Source organism: Streptomyces sp. HSS9-12 (assembly GCF_054963655.1).
Genome location: NZ_JBUEGC010000064.1, coordinates 14,928 through 31,269 on the forward strand (window position 1 = coordinate 14,928; position 16,342 = coordinate 31,269).

At 68.3% G+C, this 16,342-nt stretch carries 14 protein-coding genes and 1 pseudogene; 4 read left to right on the top strand and 11 right to left on the bottom strand.

The window, feature by feature from the left end:
• Positions 1-55 precede the first annotated feature (55 nt).
• From ACY34J_RS25940 to ACY34J_RS25990, 11 genes are all read right to left on the bottom strand, one after another.
• A complete protein-coding gene (locus tag ACY34J_RS25940) occupies positions 56-664 on the bottom strand; it encodes a GTP-binding protein (RefSeq protein WP_462729049.1) in 609 nt (202 codons plus the stop codon).
• A gap of 74 nt (positions 665-738) precedes the next feature.
• Entirely contained in the window at positions 739-2,712 is a 1,974-nt protein-coding gene (locus ACY34J_RS25945; protein WP_462729048.1) for a GAF domain-containing protein, read from the bottom strand.
• A 68-nt stretch (positions 2,713-2,780) separates the two neighbouring features.
• Entirely contained in the window at positions 2,781-3,473 is a 693-nt protein-coding gene (locus ACY34J_RS25950) for a response regulator (protein ID WP_462729047.1), read from the bottom strand.
• Complete coding sequence (locus tag ACY34J_RS25955; RefSeq protein ID WP_462761977.1) at positions 3,376-4,434, bottom strand: phosphatase PAP2 family protein; 1,059 nt, start codon at positions 4,432-4,434, stop codon at positions 3,376-3,378. The genes ACY34J_RS25950 and ACY34J_RS25955 overlap by 98 nt, the downstream gene beginning before the upstream one ends.
• Entirely contained in the window at positions 4,434-5,120 is a 687-nt protein-coding gene (locus ACY34J_RS25960; RefSeq protein ID WP_462729045.1) for a response regulator, read from the bottom strand. The genes ACY34J_RS25955 and ACY34J_RS25960 overlap by 1 nt, the downstream gene beginning before the upstream one ends.
• Complete coding sequence (locus ACY34J_RS25965) at positions 5,117-7,024, bottom strand: PAS domain S-box protein (protein ID WP_462729044.1); 1,908 nt, start codon at positions 7,022-7,024, stop codon at positions 5,117-5,119. The genes ACY34J_RS25960 and ACY34J_RS25965 overlap by 4 nt, the downstream gene beginning before the upstream one ends.
• Before the next feature lie 2 nt (positions 7,025-7,026).
• Complete coding sequence (locus ACY34J_RS25970) at positions 7,027-7,461, bottom strand: hypothetical protein (protein ID WP_462729043.1); 435 nt, start codon at positions 7,459-7,461, stop codon at positions 7,027-7,029.
• Positions 7,462-7,550: 89 nt separating this feature from the next.
• Positions 7,551-9,131: a hypothetical protein gene (locus ACY34J_RS25975; protein WP_462729042.1), complete on the bottom strand. Its 1,581-nt coding sequence runs from the start codon at positions 9,129-9,131 to the stop codon at positions 7,551-7,553.
• 24 nt (positions 9,132-9,155) lie between these two features.
• Complete coding sequence (locus ACY34J_RS25980) at positions 9,156-10,829, bottom strand: glycosyltransferase family 39 protein (protein ID WP_462729041.1); 1,674 nt, start codon at positions 10,827-10,829, stop codon at positions 9,156-9,158.
• The gene (locus ACY34J_RS25985; protein WP_462729040.1) at positions 10,819-12,108 is read right to left on the bottom strand and encodes a glycosyltransferase; all 1,290 of its coding nucleotides are present in this window, start codon (positions 12,106-12,108) and stop codon (positions 10,819-10,821) included. Before ACY34J_RS25985 ends, ACY34J_RS25980 begins: the two co-directional genes overlap by 11 nt.
• Complete coding sequence (locus ACY34J_RS25990) at positions 12,105-12,422, bottom strand: GtrA family protein (RefSeq protein ID WP_462729039.1); 318 nt, start codon at positions 12,420-12,422, stop codon at positions 12,105-12,107. The genes ACY34J_RS25985 and ACY34J_RS25990 overlap by 4 nt, the downstream gene beginning before the upstream one ends.
• Before the next feature lie 523 nt (positions 12,423-12,945).
• On the opposite strand from ACY34J_RS25990, the gene ACY34J_RS25995 reads away from it, so the two are divergent.
• The 4 genes and pseudogenes from ACY34J_RS25995 to ACY34J_RS26010 form a co-directional block, all read left to right on the top strand.
• A complete protein-coding gene (locus ACY34J_RS25995; protein ID WP_462729038.1) occupies positions 12,946-14,100 on the top strand; it encodes a S8 family serine peptidase in 1,155 nt (384 codons plus the stop codon).
• Positions 14,101-14,237: 137 nt separating this feature from the next.
• Complete coding sequence (locus ACY34J_RS26000; RefSeq protein WP_462729037.1) at positions 14,238-15,197, top strand: glycoside hydrolase family 6 protein; 960 nt, start codon at positions 14,238-14,240, stop codon at positions 15,195-15,197.
• A 487-nt stretch (positions 15,198-15,684) separates the two neighbouring features.
• Positions 15,685-16,035 carry a response regulator transcription factor gene (locus ACY34J_RS26005; RefSeq protein ID WP_462729036.1) on the top strand — a complete coding sequence of 117 codons (351 nt, stop codon included), beginning with the start codon at positions 15,685-15,687 and terminating at the stop codon, positions 16,033-16,035.
• Positions 16,036-16,043: 8 nt separating this feature from the next.
• A pseudogene (locus tag ACY34J_RS26010) lies at positions 16,044-16,342 on the top strand (glycoside hydrolase family 5 protein); the annotation flags it as partial.

Sequence of the window (16,342 nt, forward strand, 5' to 3'; positions counted from 1 at the left end):
TACCGCGGTGCGGCCGGGCAAGGCCGAACAGTCATATGGACGCGGGTATCCGCCGTCAGCTGGTGGCGGGGACCCGCTGGGCGGCCGCGATCTCCATGGCCTGCTCGACGACGCGGATCAGTACCTCCTTGGCGGAGTCGCGCTCCCGCGCGTCGCACAGCAGGACCGGGACGCCGGGGTCGAGGTCGAGCGCGTCGCTTACAGCCTCAACCGGGTACCGCTGGGCCCCCTCGAAGCAGTTGACGGCGACGGTGAAAGGGATGCCGCGCCGCTCGAAGTAGTCGATGGCCGCGAACGAATCGCCGAGCCGCCGGGTGTCGGCCAGAACGACCGCACCGAGGGCGCCTTGAGCAAGCTCGTCCCACAGGAACCAGAAACGATCCTGCCCAGGCGTGCCGAAGAGGTACAGCACCAGGTCGTCGCGCAGCGTGATCCGGCCGAAGTCCATGGCGACGGTGGTAGTGCGCTTGTTCTCCACGCCCTCCGTGGAGTCGACCGGCCGGCCTGCCTCGGTGAGCAGTTCCTCGGTCCGCAGCGGTTTGATCTCGCTCACGGCACCGACCAGGGTTGTCTTGCCGACGCCGAAACCGCCTGCGACCAGCACCTTGAGCGTCACCGGTTCGCTGGCGGGCTCGCGACGACGCTCAGAGCGCCCGAAGACCATTGATCTCTTCCTCCGACAAATCAACTCCCCCGCGGCATGGGATGGTTCCGCATGCACTGTAGCCGCGGCAACCCTTACGGGCGCGCCGGGACCGTGGCACGGATACGACTGCCCTGGCCGGGCCGGCTGTCCACCTTCAGCATTCCGCCCACTTCACGGGCCCGCTCCTGCATGGAGCGCAGCCCCAGACGGCCGGGGAAAGTGCCCCGGGCATCAAAGCCCACGCCGTCATCGGTGACCAGCAAGGTGACCGAATCCGGGCCGGCAAGCAGGCGGAGCAGCACATGCCGTGCCCCGGAGTGCTTGGCCGCGTTGTGCAGCGACTCCTGCGCTATCCGGTACAGGGCGTGCTTGGCCTCCGGCGTGGTGTCCGGTTCGGACCCGAGCATCGCCTCGGCCTCGACTCCGTAGCGGGTGCGGAGCGCCTCCACTTGTTTGGCCAGTGAAGCGACGAGTCCGTCCGTCTCCAGCGACTCGGGTCTGAGCCGGCTGAGCACTGCCCGCATCTCGGCCATGCCGACGTCGGCGAGATGACGTACGTACTCGATCGGTTCGGCGGCCTTGGCGACGTCATGGTCCAGCAGTTCGCGGGCGGTTCGGGCGCCCACGGCGATGCCGTACAGGGCCTGGGAGACGGAGTCGTGCAGCTCCCGGGACAGCCGGTGCCGCTCCTCCAGTACGGCCGTCTCCTGCGCGGCCGTCCGCAACCGGTCGTGCTCCACCGCGGAGGCCGCCTGTCCGGCGATCATCTCCAGGACGGTGAGGTCGCGGTCGCCGGGCCGCCGCCCCTCCGGGAAGTAGCAGCACATCGCCCCGATGGCCTGGCTGCGGCGCAGCAGCGGCAGGCAGGCGACGGCGCCCCACCTCGCCCGGCGCGGTCGGCGCCCCAGGTGCGCATCGTGGCCGGCCGCCCCCAGTCCCCGGCGGTCGTCCTGGATGACGGGCGCCGCTGAGGCGATCGCATCCATCGCCGCCTTTCCGGGACTCGTTCCCAGGGGCCCGGGCGGGCCGGAGGGCGGTGGCGCGTCGCTGACGTGGCCGCCGACCAGGCGCAGGGTCTGCCCCGGTTCCAGCAGATAGACGGTGCAGCTGGCGCTGCTCGTGCGCTCCACCGCGCTGGTGGCCAGCGTGTCGAGCGTCTGCAGCAGAGTGTCCTGTCCGACGACCGCGGTGCAGGCGAGTCGGCGCAAGTCCTCGTGGGTCCGGGCCTGTTCGATCACCAGGCCGGCGGGTCCCGCGAACAGTCCGACGGCCTGGAGGTCGTCGACGGTGAAGCCGCGCCCGCCGAAGCGGTTCGCCACCTGGATCACGCCCACCGTCCGCCCGCGCACTGTGAGCGGGGTGGTCAGGACCGATGCCAGACCGGCGCCGTGGAGCGCGGAGCGGCCCTCGGGAGACTTCCGGTCGGTGTCCGAGAAGATCTCCGGGCGCCCGGTCCGGATCGCTTCACCGGCCAGTTCGGACTCCTCGGGCTTCGGCAGGCTGCGCGGAGCGGCGGTCTCGAACCCGGCGGCGGCGCGTACGGTCAGGACGTCGCCCCAGTCCAGGGCCATCACCAGTGCCGCATCGGCACCAACGGTCTCCCGTACGCGCTGGGCGATGAGCGCCAGCACATCGTCGCCGGCCGCGCCGTCGAGGATCTTCTGGTTGACCTCGGCAACCGCACGCAGCCGCTGGAGGTGCTGCCGGTGTCCGGTCATGTCGTGGATGACGACGGAGTATCCCGTGACGCGGGCGCCCGCGTCCCTGATCGCCGTGATCACGGTGTCGGCCCAGAATCTGGAGCCGTCCGCGCGCAGTCGCCAGCCGCTCTCCGAGTGCGTACCGTCCCTGGCCGCAGCGGCGAGGGCTCGGGCGAGGCGGCCGGAGGCCACCTCCTCGGAGGCGTAGAAGCGCGACACATGCCGGCCGACGACGTCCTCGATGGGGAACTGCCGCGCCAGTGCGGTACCGGCGCCGGCGCTGCGGATGTATCCGTCGCGGTCAAGGGTGAGGATCGCGTCCGCGCGGGCGTCCTCGTGGAGCAGCCGGGTGCCCTGCGTGCTCACCACGAGCACGGGCCCGGGCCGCCGCCGCCCCGCGCACCGGCGCCTTCGTGTGGCATGCCGAAAGCCACTCACACCGACCACCAGCGCTCTCTCGTCGCACCCATCGGCTCGGGCCCGGGCTGGATCAGTTCGCCTGCCGACACCAGTCCCACCTGAACGGCGTAGACGGCGGCCTGGGTCCGGCTGTGCACGCCGAGCTTGTTGAGGATGTGGCTCACATACGTCTTCACGGTCTGCTGCCCGATGCGCAGGTCGTGGGCGATCTCCTTGTTCGCCTTGCCGCGGGCGAGCATCATCAGAACCTCGGTCTCGCGCTCGGTGAGCTGTTCCGGCCCGGTCGGGGCCCTGACCTGGCCCATCAGCCGGGAGATGGCGACCGGAGACACATGTATCTGGCCCGCGGCCGCGGACTTGACCGCCTGCCGCAGCTCATCGGCCTCGGCGTTCTTCAGCAGGAAGCCGATCGCTCCCGCGCGCACCGCCCCCATCACCATGGCGTCGTCGAGGGCGCTGGTGAGCGCCACCACCTCGACTTCCGGCAGGTCCCGGCGGATTTCCGCCGTGGCCGAGATGCCGTCCATCACCGGCATCAGCAGGTCCATCAGCACCACGTCGGGGCAGAGCTCCCGGGCGAGGCGTACGGCTTCGCGGCCATTGGTCGTCTCACCGACGACGGCGATGTCGTCGTCGAGGCCGAGGAACATCCGCAGGCCTTGCCGGACAACCGCGTGGTCGTCTGCGATGAGCACTTGAACCACCACTATGGCTCTCCCGCTCGGAGAACATGGTCTGTAACAGGAACCCCGTACGGCTCACTGAGATTCCACTTTTGGGGGATTGACCCGCGCCCCGAGCCGCGGGAGAAGCCGGGGGTGCGCGTGCCGTGGGGCCTGCGTACGGGGCGGCGGTGGCCCCGTACACCGGCCCGTAGCGGGCCTGGCACGACCGGCCCGGTACGCGTACAAGCGCGCCCCGCACCCCGCTGCCGGGTCCGGCACCGGCCGGGGCCGCCGGGAGGGCCGCCCGGGCCCGGAGCGCTGTGGACCGCTCGCAGATACGAGTGACGACCGGCTCACACAGTGGCAGCGCCAGCAGGACCAGCACGCCCGCCGCCCAGCCCGCCAGCACGTCACTGACCCAGTGGGTGCCCAGGTAGACGGTGGAAAGTCCGACGGTGAAGCCGAGGGCGCCGGCGGCCGCGGCTCCCGCCCGGCGGTGGCGCGTGGCGAGGTAGGCGAGGGTGCCCCAGGTGACGACGCCGTTCGCGGTGTGGCCGGACGGGAAGATCTCTCCGCCCCGGAAGAGCTCGGCGGAACCGACGGTCTGGGCGTAGTGCGGACCCAGGCGGCCCAGACCGATCTTCACGGCTCCAACGCTCACATTGAGCAGGACCAGGGCGACCGCGAGCACGAGCAGCGGGCGCACGTTCCGGGTCCGGCAGGCCCGTATCCCCAGCCAGGCCGCCGCGGCGATGGCCGACGGTCCGCGCTGCCCCGCGACGACGATGACGTCGACGAGGGCGTGCGCCTGCGGCCACCGCGCGTAGGGCTGCCACCGCACCACCTGCCAGTCCAGCCGCACCAGGAACGACGTGGCGAGGACGCCCACGACCACCGCCCCGTAGCAGGCCGCGGTGATCAGAAGGAGAACCGTATGCCTGCGGCTGAGCGGCCGCCACAGGCGCGGCACGCGATCACGCAGGAGGGGCTCGGCCTCCTTCATCACTCGGTGCCGCCGGGCTCCGGGGGGCGGAAGCCCCAGTCGGCTGCCTTGGCGACGGCCTCCAGCTGAGACCGCGCGTCCAGCTTCTCGAGAATCTTGCGTACGTGGGTGCGTACGGTGGCGTAGCTGATGTGCAGGCGCTCGGCGATGGCCCTGTTGTCCAGGCCCTGGGCCATCAGCGCAAGGATCTCCTGTTCCCTGGGCGTGAGGCTCTCCAGCCGCTGGGTCTGTTCGGCGGATGCGCGGGCGCTCTCCCGGTGCCGGGCCAGAACCTCCATGAGCGTGTTCGCCGGGATCAGGGTCTCCCCCTCGGCCGCCGCACGGATCGCCGCGGCGATCTCGTCGCCACTGGCCGACTTGAGCAGATATCCGCAGGCGCCGGCCTCCACCGCGGCCATCAGGGCCTCGTCGCTGGCGTCCCCGCTGAGGATCACGATGGCGGTGGAGGGGTCGTGGGCCCGGATGCGGGCCGCCGCGTCGGCTCCCGTGCCGTCGGGCAGCCGGAAGTCGACCAGCGCCACATCGGGGTCCAGCTCTTTCGCCATGGGGACAACCTCGGCGACCGAGTCGGCCCAGCCGACCACGGTCAGGTCCGGATATTCGGCCAACAGCGCCCAGAGGCCCTCCGCCACCACGCGGTGGTCCTCGACGATCAGGACCTTGATGAGGTTGTCCGGCGCGCTCACGTCTCCCTGTCCCCTTCCCGGGGCCCAAAGGAGCCCAGGCCCTTGACGGGCGATTCGCCGAGCGGCACCCAGAACTCGACCGTGGTGCCGGAGCCCGGCGTGCTCTCGATGCGGCACCAGCCCCCGGCGATCTGGGCCCGCTCCTGGATGAGCGCCAGGCCGAGATGGCCCGGGCGGGACTCCACTTCGAGCGGGTCGTAGCCGACGCCGTCGTCGACGATCCGGACCAGGCAGCCGTCGTCGAGCCCCATCAGCTGCACCCGCACCGTCCTCGCCCGCGCGTGCTTGCGCACGTTCATCAGGGCCTCTTGGGCGGTCCGGTAGATCAGCGCCATGGTCTCGACCGGGGGTGTGGCCGAAAGCCGGTCCTCGAGCCGGTACTGCGTTCCGGTCTCGGCACGCATCTGCTCCAGATAGACGCGCAGGGCCGCGGCCAGACTGCCGTGCTCCAGGCTGGACGGGCGCAGATCGAAGATCAGTTGCCGCAGCCGGCTCAGCGACAGCTTGAGCGTCTCGTCCAGCTTGTCCATGACCCTGACCTCGTCCGGGTCCCGCAGTCGCCGCCGCAGCTGCTGCAGCCGCAGGCTGACCGCGGTGATGACCTGGATGGTGTCGTCATGGATGTCGGCGGCGATGCGGCCCCGCTCTTCCTCCTGGGCGTGGACGAGATGGCTGAGCAGCGCCTGCCGGTCGCGGTCGGTGACTTCCAGCAGTTCCAGACTGCGTTCGAGGACGAACTGCGCGCGCTGTACCTCGGTGATGTCCCTGATGGTCAGGACCGTGAGCAGACCCTCTTCGGTACGCAGCGGGCTGACGCTGACATCGACCGGGAACTGCTTGGAGTCGCTGCGCAGCGCGACCAGTTCCATGCTGTGGCCCGCCGGCTCCTCATGCGTCTCGGCCCAGTCGCGCAGCGATATGGTCAGCGGCTGATCGGGCAGCAGCGTCTCGGCCGGCTTGCCGAGCAGATGATCGCGGTCGTAGCCGAACAGCGACTCGGCCCGGGGGTTGGCCTGCTGGATGCGCCCGGCGGAGTCCACGATCACCATCGCGTCCGGAGAGGAATCGATGAGCTGCCGGAACCGGCTCTCGGCGGCCCGTATCTCGCTCAGGTCAGCCACGAAGATCACATACCGTGGGCGCCTGCCCTGCAGCTGGCCGCCGCTGAACTGAGCCGGGAATTCGGTGCCGTCCCGGCGGCGGCCGGCCATCCCGGACGGCGCGGTGAACAGCCGCTCGGTCAGCTGCTCGACGGTGGTGTGGAAGCGCTCGGGGACCAGGTCCCGCAGCTGCTTCTCCCGCAACTCGGCAGAGCTGTACCCGAATGTATGCCGGGCGTACGCGTTGGCGAACTCGATCCGGCCTCCGGACCCGACGACCAGCACCCCGCAGGGTGCCTGGCCGAGGAGCTCCAGATAGGACTCCTCGAGCCGGCTGCTGACCAGGTCCTCGAAGCGCCAGGACGCGCGGCCGGCGCGCCTGAGCGGCTCGGCGCAGTCGGCGGCGAGGGCCGCCGACATGCTGAACTGGCCGCGCGCAGCCCGCGTGATCGCCTCCAGTATCTCCTCGGCCGGGGTGCCCTTGACCAGATAGCCCGCGGCTCCGGCCGTCAGGACATCCAGCACCGTCTCCCGGTCCTCATGCGCCGAGAGGGCCACGACCTTGGTCTCGGGCGCTCGGCCGCGAAGGGTACGAACGGTGCTGGGTGCATCGCCCTTGGGCATGTGCACATCCATGACGAGCACCCGTGGGTGGCGCTCGGTCGCGACCCGGACCGCTTCCTCGTGGTCGGTGGCCAGACCCACGAGGTTGAGGGCGGGGTGTGACTGGATCAGATCCGCAAGCGCCTCTCGAACCGATGGATCGTCATCGGCCACCACGACGTCGATGGGCTCGCCGGCCACGGCTAACCGCCGCCTCTCCTGAGGACGGCACCCTGCAGCTCTCTGCTGCTGAGTTCGTCGCGTCGGCAGTGCGCCAGTGACGGCATGACCGCGGCCAGCGGAGCGATGAGAACGTCGTAGTGGCTGCCTATCCGGTCGCAGACGGACACCGCCGCCGCGGCGTCCCAGACCGCGGCCCAGAACGCCCAGTCCCGCCGGTCGTGTTGCTGCGCCGCGGCCAGGGCGGTTCTGCGCGCCACCGACGCGGCGACGAGGATCCGGTAGCGCTCCTCATCGGTCGTGGTGCGGCGCACCTCCGCCCACCCCTCGGCGCGGGTCTGGCTGGAGGTCTGCTTCCACAGATCGGCCACCCGGTCGATCTCTTCCGGAGAGAGGTCCTCTATGTGGGTCAAGAGCTGCAGGACCCGTCGAGAGTTGGGGCCGAAAATTGCACTCATCGGACACTCCAGGACGTGGCTACTACAACTATGGAACACAGGGCGGTTCTGGCCTACGCCTACGGGCTTCGACTCTGGCCGCCTTGGCCTCACTGGCCACCCTGATCACCCTGGCCACCCTGACCACCCTGGCCCTGGCCCTGGCCCTGGCCCTGGGCGTTGTTCACGGACGCCGTGGCCGTGCTTCCGCTCTTCTGGCCGACGAGCCTGAAGGTCACACCGTTCTCGTTGACGATCTTGTAGGCGCCCGCACCCTTGGCCTTGCCCTGGGCGTCCACCTGGAAGGTCCCGATCTTCTGCCCGCCGCCGTCATGGGTGCCACCGGAGTAGATGGTCACCGGCTCGTTCGGCGCGAAGCCGGAGACGTAGAAGCTGATCGTGGTGCCGGGCTTCGCGCCGAAGGCGCTCGGCTCGGCAGTCGGGGTGAACGGCAGGACCGTGAAGCCCGAGCGCACGACAGCCCGCGTCTGGTCGCCGATGACGGTGAGCTTCTGCGGGCCCTTGAGGCCGAACGGCACATTGAAGCCGATGTCGCTGACCGCGCCGTTCTCGTTGGCCTGCGCGGTGAAGGCAGGGATGCCGCCGGCGGAGTTGATGTAGATCAGCACGCGCTCCTTGGGTGCGAATCCCCTGGCGGACACGCCGATCCGCTGCCCCGGCTTGAGGGCGTACGGCGAGGACTTGACCGTTGGGTACAGGCCCAGCACCTGGAACGGAGCAGTGGCCGTGGTCTTGGTCTTGGTACCGACCAGCACGAGCGAGCTGATACCCGTCGGGGCCACTCCCACCTTGACGTCCGCCCGTCCGATGCCCCCGGATCCGTCGGCGTGCAGCGTGGTGACGGGAGTACCGGTGGTCCGTCCCCAGTAGACGTTGATCGTCTCGCCGGGACCGAAGCCGCGTACGTTGAGCGACACGCTGTCGCCGGGCTTGCCCGCAGCCTTGTTGACCTTGACCATGCCGATTCCGCCGCCGGAGATCAGCTGGGCTTCGGCCACGTTGTTGCCGCTGCGCTGCTGCGCGACCACCGTGGCCGGCTGGCCGCTCGACGTCTCTGGCGTCTTGAAGCCCGCGAAGATCGAGCCGCTCTTGTCGGCTTTCACCGTCTGAATGACCTTGCCCTTCGAGGACTTGCCGGTCTTGATCATCAGATCCACGGTGGACTTGGCGTCGAAGCCCGCGCCCTCGATGGTGGCCCTGGCACCAGGCGCTACCAGGCCGGGGTTGATCACGATGATGGCACCGGCGGATCGCGGGATCCTCTTGTTCCCCAGTTCGACCGTCTTCGGCTTCTTCTTCGGCTTGACGTCCTGAGTCTGGCTCTTCTTCGAGCCGCCCTGGTCACCGGTGGTGCTGAGGGCGCCGCCGAATCCGCCGCTCCGCAGGACCACCTGGACGAGCGAGCCGACGACGACCAGCACCACGATGGTCAGCAGGACCGACTTCCAGGTGATCCGCTTCCTCGGGCGTTCGGGACCGTCGTTCTCCTCGCGCTCCGGAGCGAACTCGTCCTCGTCCTGGTCCTCGCCCTCGCCCTCGTCCTCGTCCTCGTCCTCGTCCTCCGGATCGAACTCTTCCTCGTTCTCGGGATCGTCCCAGTCCTCGTCCTCGAGCACGTCCTGTTCTTCTTCTTCGTTCTCGGGAACGTCCCAGTCCTCGTTCTCGGGCACGACCTTCACCCCCAGTCCCGGTGGCTATCTCACCCGATATATTTCGACTTTGATATTGCCCTGACTCGCCGACCAGACTCTTTCGGAATTCTTCAGCGCCTCCAATATCCAGTCCTCACGGCCATCGCTGTTGTTTCCGACGATGGACTGCCGCATCCGGTTGGACATGACGATGTAGTCGATATTGCTCCATTTCCGCCGGAACAGTTTGTCCCGCACATCGGGGTCGGACGAAGCATTCCAGTGGGAATGCGCGTACGGGTAGAACGGGCGGACGTCGTGCAGTTGGGCCCAGACGTCGTCATCCGTAATGATCCTCGCGGTGGGCGGGACGTTTTTGCGCACCCAGGCGATCTGGGCTTCCTGCATGGTGGTGAGGGACAGGTGGTACTGGTCCGCGACCTGAACCTTTCCCTCGTTGTTTGTGTGCAGGAAATAGCCGGTGGCCGGTGCCAGTATCAGCAGGGCACCCGCCATCGCGAGCAGCGGCGTCCGCAGCATCGGCCGGATTCGCCTCAGCACGCGGCCCGTCACCATGCCAATGGTCATCGCCAGCATCGGAATCAACGGGGCCACATAGAAATCCAGCACCACGCTGCCGCGCGCCAGATAGAAGGCATAACCGAGACTGAGCATTCCGACGACCAGGAAACCCAGATTCCGATTGCGGTCCCGCAGTCCCCAGTACAGGCTGACGAGCATGGCGACCAGCCCGGCCAGCAGCAGAATGCGGTCCCGGGGCAGCCAACTGGTGTACAGGAGGCCGTTCTGGGTGAGCAGGCTCCCCTGATTACGGTTGATCTGCCACCACAGGGTGTAAAGCAGCGACACGTGGTCGGCGGGCGGGTTGTTGAGGTCGAAGTCCAGCCCGCTCGGCACAAGCTCGTTCTTGAGCACCGCGTACATCAGATACGCACCGATCGGGGCCCCCGCGGCGAACGGCCAGAGCGTCTTGGCGAACCGGTGGTTCGCGGAGTTCTTGATCCTCCGGTGCAGCAGATACAGGAACGCCGGGGCAAAGAAGATCGCGTTCTCCTTCGTGATCAGGGCGATCCCGAAGGCGAGTCCGCCGGCCATCGCGTCCCTGACCCGGCTGTGCTTGCGCAGCAGGCAGAACAGGCTCAGCAGCACCCAGAACATCATCAGGTTGTCCAGCAGGACCTGCCGCTGGAAGTAGATGGCGAGGGGGGAGAAGTTGTAGAAGAAGGCCGCCACGGACGCGGCCAGCACACGGCCGGACAGCCTGCGGGTGATCTCGAACAGCAGGAAGACGCTGGCGACGTGCGCCATCAGCATCAGGAACCGGCCGGTGTTGATCGCGTTGCCGAAGGTCTCGAACTGCCCTGGCAGGGGGAACACCCAGCCGGCGAGGGTGATCCAGCCACCCGGGGCGTGGTCGTAGTCGTAGGTGTACGGGGACAGCCGGGTCTCACGCAGCAGCGACCATGCACGCTGCATGTAGATGCCCTCGTCGGTGAGGTACAGCGGATAGCGGAAGAGGTGGTAGCCATGCGTGATGAGGCCGGTGAGCACGGCAACGACGAGCGCGATTTTCCCGGTTTGCCCCAGCGGGGGGAAGCGGCCTGCCTGCACGGACAGGCGCTTCTTCCTGGCCGGACGGCGGACAGGCCGAGCGGGCGGCGCCTGGGGGCTCTCGCCGACCAGGGTCAGATGCGATGATCTGCGGCTACGCGGCATTGGAGTCGCCCTCCTCGGTCGCCGAGCGGTGGGCGCCCACATGCTGGGTCTTCTCCCAGTCATGGCGGCCGAGCAGCTGCCGCCGCATGGCGCGCATCGCCGCGTAGGCCAGGACCATCTGGAAGGGCAGCCAGGCGATGGCCATCCGCACCATGGCCTTCGGCGACGCCTCCAGACCGTGCGCATGGGTGAACTCGCGCAGGCCCACCGCCTGGGTCAGGAAGTGCGCCATGAGCAGCACCACGGGCAGATAGGTGACCAGGGCGATCAGCACCGGCACCTTGAGGATGAGGATCATGCCCAGGGAGATCAGGAGGTAGAAGCCGAGCAACGCCTGCCCGTGCGGGAACGCCAGCACATAGAAGGCGAGCCACCGCTGCTTGCGCGAGGGCATCTGCCTCCAGGTGCCCTTGCTCAGGGTCTGCATAAAGCCCTGGCTCCACCGGGTGCGCTGCCGTATGAAGTGGCCGAGCGTCGGCGGCGTTTCCTCCTTGGTCACATAGCGGTCGTCGTAGACCACCCGCACCCGCTCACCCATGACTGACAGCCGCAGCCCGATGTCCGCGTCCTCGGTGAGGTTGTGGTCGTCCCAACCGCCGAGGCGCACCAGCAGAGCGCGTTTGAAGAAGACGGTGTTGCCGCCCAGTGGGATGGCGCCATGGCGGGCGTGATAATGCAGCCGGCTCTTGAACCAGAAGAAATACTCGAGGACGTTCAGCGTGGAGTACCAGTTGGACTGGAAATTCATCAACTGGACGCCGGCCTGAACGACATTGACCCGCTCCTGGACCATCACCGTGTTCACCAGGCTGAAGATCTTGGGGTGTATGTCGTCTTCCGCGTCGAAGATCGTTATCACATCGTGCGCGGTATGCGGCAGAGCCGCATTGAGTCCGTGGGGCTTGTTGATCGGCTTGTCGTTGAAGGTGACGACCTCGACGTTGTGCAGCCCCTCACGACTCAGTTCCGCGATTTTCTCCTCCGCCTTCTCTATCGTGCCGGTGTCGTCCGCCGAGCAGATGACGAACACTTCCAGCAGTTCAGACGGGTAGTCGGCACGTACGACCCGGTCGATGGTGGTCTGGATGACCTCCTCCTCGTGCCGGGCGGGCAGCAGCACGCTGAACGACAGCTCGGGGTCCACGAAGGTGTCCGGCGCCTTGGCCTTCTTCTCGGCGCCGGGCTGGTCCCAGGTGTAGAGCATCATGAAGAGGACATGGGACGACTGGACCGTCAGCAGGATCGAGATCAGGATGAGGACCCCATACAGCAGGATCATCGACTCCGCCTCCCCCACACCCATCCCGCGCTGGAGGCGAAGTTGACGGCGAAGGCGGCAGCGATGCCGAGGCCGTTCGCGAGCAGGAAGTGCATCCCCAGGTCGGCCAGGACCCAGACGACGAACACGTTGACGGCGAGGCCGCCCAGCATCGACACATTGAACTTGACGAACCGCCTGAGAGACGGTGAGCGTACGGCGAAGGTCCACCAGTCGTTCAGCAGATAGTTGTGAACCACGGCAAGCTCGACAGCGAGCGCCGATGCCACCACCAGCGGCAGACGGGCCCAGCGGTGCAGTACGAAAAGGGCCACCGAGTTGACAATCGCGCCGGCCCCACCGACCACCGCGAATTTCAGTGCTCGGCCGGTCAGCGGACTTTTCAGCAAGGGCGATCGCGCAAGGGCCGTACCTCGCCTCCTGGCGACGGTCAACCGTACGCTCGGCTGTCCGGTGCGGCCGCCGAGCGTTCGGAAATGCTGCATTGCGACTCCCTAGGCCCGTTGCATCAGGAATTGGTTGATGCCAGTACCAGGGTGCTCTCCCGGATATCGAGGAACATCACGACTCCGGGGGAGCCTGTACGCCACCTTCGGTGGATCCGTTCTCTCCCCCCAATGGGGGAGGAACGCGTATCGGCGGATCCGGCCCACTCCCCGAGATGGGGGATGGCGGATCACCCCGTCGCGGGTGCCAGCGCCGGGGCATGCGCGCTCAAGATGGAGCGGTCAGACGTCTTACCCCATCGCATCCTTGTCGGGGTGCTCGGTCCGGGCGGCTGAGCTGGTCCGGACGCCCACGGCCTTGCGTCCCGCGCGATTCACGGTAGGTGACGTAATGCCAGGTCACGTTTTGTCACGCCACCCGCTTGCTGTCCGCGCCTCGGTCTCCGCAGCGCTGATGGCGCTCACCTTTGCCGCTGGAACCGTGGAAAGCCCCGCCGAGTCCGGCGCACTGCGCAAATCCGAATGGGCGCTGGCGGCGCTCAAGGCCAACCGGGCCTGGGAGGTCAGCAAGGGAGCGGGCGTGACCGTCGCCGTCATCGGCAGCGGGGTCGAGGCCTCCCATCCCGATCTCCGGGGGCGGATCGTTCCCGGCGCGGACCTCGGAGACGGCTCCACCGTCAATGGCACGCGCGACCAGGGTGCCCCGAGCAATCAGGGCACCAGTGCGGCCGGGATCATCGTGGGGACCGGGCGCAACTACCGCGGCGACGGGCTGCACGGGCTGGCCCCCGAGGCCCGGGTGCTTCCACTGCGGGTGTACCGGAACTCAAAGCCGACCGCGGATGCCAGCGCGAAGGCCATCCGCTACGCGGTGCAGCACGGGGCGAAGGTCATCGATGTGGCCGTGGCGTTCAATTCCCCCCATCGCGCCCTGCGCTCGGCGGTCAAGTACGCGATCGACAAGGATGCCGTGGTCGTCGCGGGTGCGGGCGACAACGGCGGCAGCGACAACCGGCCCACGTATCCGGCGTCCTTCCCCGGAGTGGTCGCGGTCTCGGCCACGGACAAGAAGGCCGCCCTGTGGCCTGACTCCCACCGCGGCAAGGCGGTGTCGCTGGCCGCGCCCGGCGTGGGCATCCTGACCACCGCGCGGGGCGGCGAGTACTGGACGGGCGACGGTACCGACTTCGCGGCCCCCTGGGTGGCGGCCAGCGCTGCGCTGCTGAGATCGGAGCACCCGCGCTGGACCGGCAACCAGGTCGTCCGGCATCTGATCGACACAGCCGATCACAAGGGTTCCGCGGGGCGGAACCAGCACTACGGCTACGGGATCGTCGCTCCCGCCAAGGCGCTGGCGGACCGCACCGCGCCGTCCGCCGCCGCCGATCCGGCGCTGAAGGGCGACCGTAGCGCCACCCCGGCCAGCCGGTCCTCGGAGGGTTCCGCCCTGCTGACCGTCGGGGTGGTCACGGCGGCCCTGGTCGTACTGGCCATCATCGGCTTCATCCTGGTCAGCCGCCGCAAGGGCACCCCGGACGCGGAGTGACGGCGGATCCCACGGCAGTGAACAGGCGGTCCGGCAGTCCTGAGCGCCCTGGCCGCCTGCTGCCGCATGCGGGATGGGGCCCGCAGGGTCATCTGCCCGGATGGGCGGCGGGCAGAGGCGGTGCCCGTCTGATCACCGTGACCCTGGTGGTCGGCGTCGCCATGATCGTGGCCGCGATGCAGGTCCTCTTCGCCCAGCCCGCCGGCTCCCCGTCCCGCCTCGCCAAACCGACTTTCCCGGCGACGACGCGCTTCTACGCCGACCCCGACATGCCGGCCGCCTCGTGGGCGCGCGAGCACCCTGAGGACCACCGCGCAAAGGTCATCCGCAAGCGCATCGCCAAGCAGCCGCAGGCCGCGTGGTTCACCGAGACGGATCCGCCCCTGGTCAGACAACAGGTACGCTCCGTCGTCGACGCCGCTACAGCCCGTCACACCATTCCCGTCCTCGTCGCCTATGCGATCCCCCGCCGCGACTGCGACGAGAAGAGCTCCGGTGGCACCGGAGACCTGACCGCCTACCGGCGCTGGATTCAGAGCTTCGCGCGCGGCATCGGGGCAGACCGCGCGGTGGTCATCCTCGAACCCGACGCTCTGGGGAGTCTGAGCTGCTTGGACCGCCGGCAGGAGGCCCATCGGTTCGCAGCGCTCTCCTCCGCCGGCCATGCCCTGCAGCAGCACGCACCCCGTGCCCGGGTGTACTTCGACGCGGGGAATTCCGCCTGGCTGCCTGTGGACACCATGGCCCAGCGCCTGGGGCGCGCCGGCATCGACCGGTACGGGGACGGCATCGCGCTCAATGTCTCGAACTACAACGCCACCGGCGACGAGATCCGCTATGGGCTCGCCCTGCTGAAGAAGCTGGGCGACTCGCGGCTCGGGGCAGTGATCGACACCAGCCGTAACGGCATGGGACCGGCCCGTAAGCACCGCTTCTGCGATCCGCCGGGCCGCAAGCTGGGCACTCCTCCCACCGCCGACACCGGCATCGGCGGGATCGACGCCTATCTCTGGGTGAAGCATCCGGGCCAGGCAGACGGCTGCGCGGCCGCCGCGGGCGTCTTCCTGCCCGACTACGCCTACCGCCTGGCCAACTGACCCCCGTCCGCGTCCACGGCGGCCGGCCCCTACGCAGGGACGGCCGCCGTTCCTCTGCGTCTACGGCGGCCCTGGCGCATCGACGACCGCTGATCTTCCGCATGGACGGCGGCCCTGGCACATCGACGACCGCTGATCTTCCGCGTGCACGGCGGCCGATCACCGCGCGTCGATCGCCGCTGCCCCTCCATGCCCACGGCGGCCAATCCCTGCGCGTCGACGGCCGCTGACCCTCCGCGTCGGCTGCTGATCCCCCGCGCCCCTGCCGGCAGGCACCACACCCTCATAACCGACTCATACACATATGTCCTAAATCGGCCGAATTCCTCTACCTCAATTGAAGTAGACGGGATTCGGCCGATTGGTGTGTGCGCACTTCATTCAATTGATGTAGTGGGAATTCAATCGGGCGTACGACGATTCGGGACCCGGCCTCTCCCTAATGTTTTCGAGTGACAGCAGCCGCCCCGAAGGAGCCCCTCCGCCTATGCACAGAGTTCTCGTCGTGGAGCATCACCCACTGGTTTTGGATGCTCTCGCCGACCTCGTGGCAGAGGAGCCCGGACTAGAACTCTCCGGAATTGCGAGCACGGCCGATGAAGCAAATTCTCTGGCCCGTCGCCTGCAGCCGGATGTGGTGCTCATCGACGTGGACAGGGCCAGTCGACAGGCGAAACAGCTGGTCCACGCGCTGAGAGAGCTTCTGCCGAGGGCGCTGCTCCTCCGACTGACCGCCGCCACCAATCCCGATTGGGAGTGTCCGGAATCACACCCGAATACCGCCCGAATCGTTCTGAAGACCGCCGTCCCCGACCTTCTCAGGAGTCTTACCGAATGAATTCCCCCATGGACCACACGACCGCTACCACGACCGAGGAGAAGAAGCGAAACGTGCGCTCGACCCGAGTGAAGATGGGTATCGCGGCAGCGATCGTTGCGGCAGCCGCCGTGGGTGGAACCGCGACCGCTTTCTCGATGGATAATCTGCCGTCCAGCGGCCCGAAGAATGGCGTCGCCGAGGGTGCCCTGTCGACGAAGAAGAGCGACATCGTGGACTCCGAGGGTCGCAAGGTGACCCTGACCGGTGTGAACTGGTTCGGTTTCGAGACCGGTACCTTCGCGCCGCACGGCCTGTGGGCTCGTAA

Coding starts and splice junctions, on each gene's coding strand:
- ACY34J_RS25940 (WP_462729049.1), bottom strand. CDS start 664: ATGGTCTTCGGGCGCTCTGAGCGTCGTCGCGAGCCCGCCAGCGAACCG.
- ACY34J_RS25955 (WP_462761977.1), bottom strand. CDS start 4,434: ATGAAGGAGGCCGAGCCCCTCCTGCGTGATCGCGTGCCGCGCCTGTGG.
- ACY34J_RS25970 (WP_462729043.1), bottom strand. CDS start 7,461: ATGAGTGCAATTTTCGGCCCCAACTCTCGACGGGTCCTGCAGCTCTTG.
- ACY34J_RS25980 (WP_462729041.1), bottom strand. CDS start 10,829: ATGCCGCGTAGCCGCAGATCATCGCATCTGACCCTGGTCGGCGAGAGC.
- ACY34J_RS25985 (WP_462729040.1), bottom strand. CDS start 12,108: ATGATCCTGCTGTATGGGGTCCTCATCCTGATCTCGATCCTGCTGACG.
- ACY34J_RS25995 (WP_462729038.1), top strand. CDS start 12,946: ATGCCAGGTCACGTTTTGTCACGCCACCCGCTTGCTGTCCGCGCCTCG.
- ACY34J_RS26005 (WP_462729036.1), top strand. CDS start 15,685: ATGCACAGAGTTCTCGTCGTGGAGCATCACCCACTGGTTTTGGATGCT.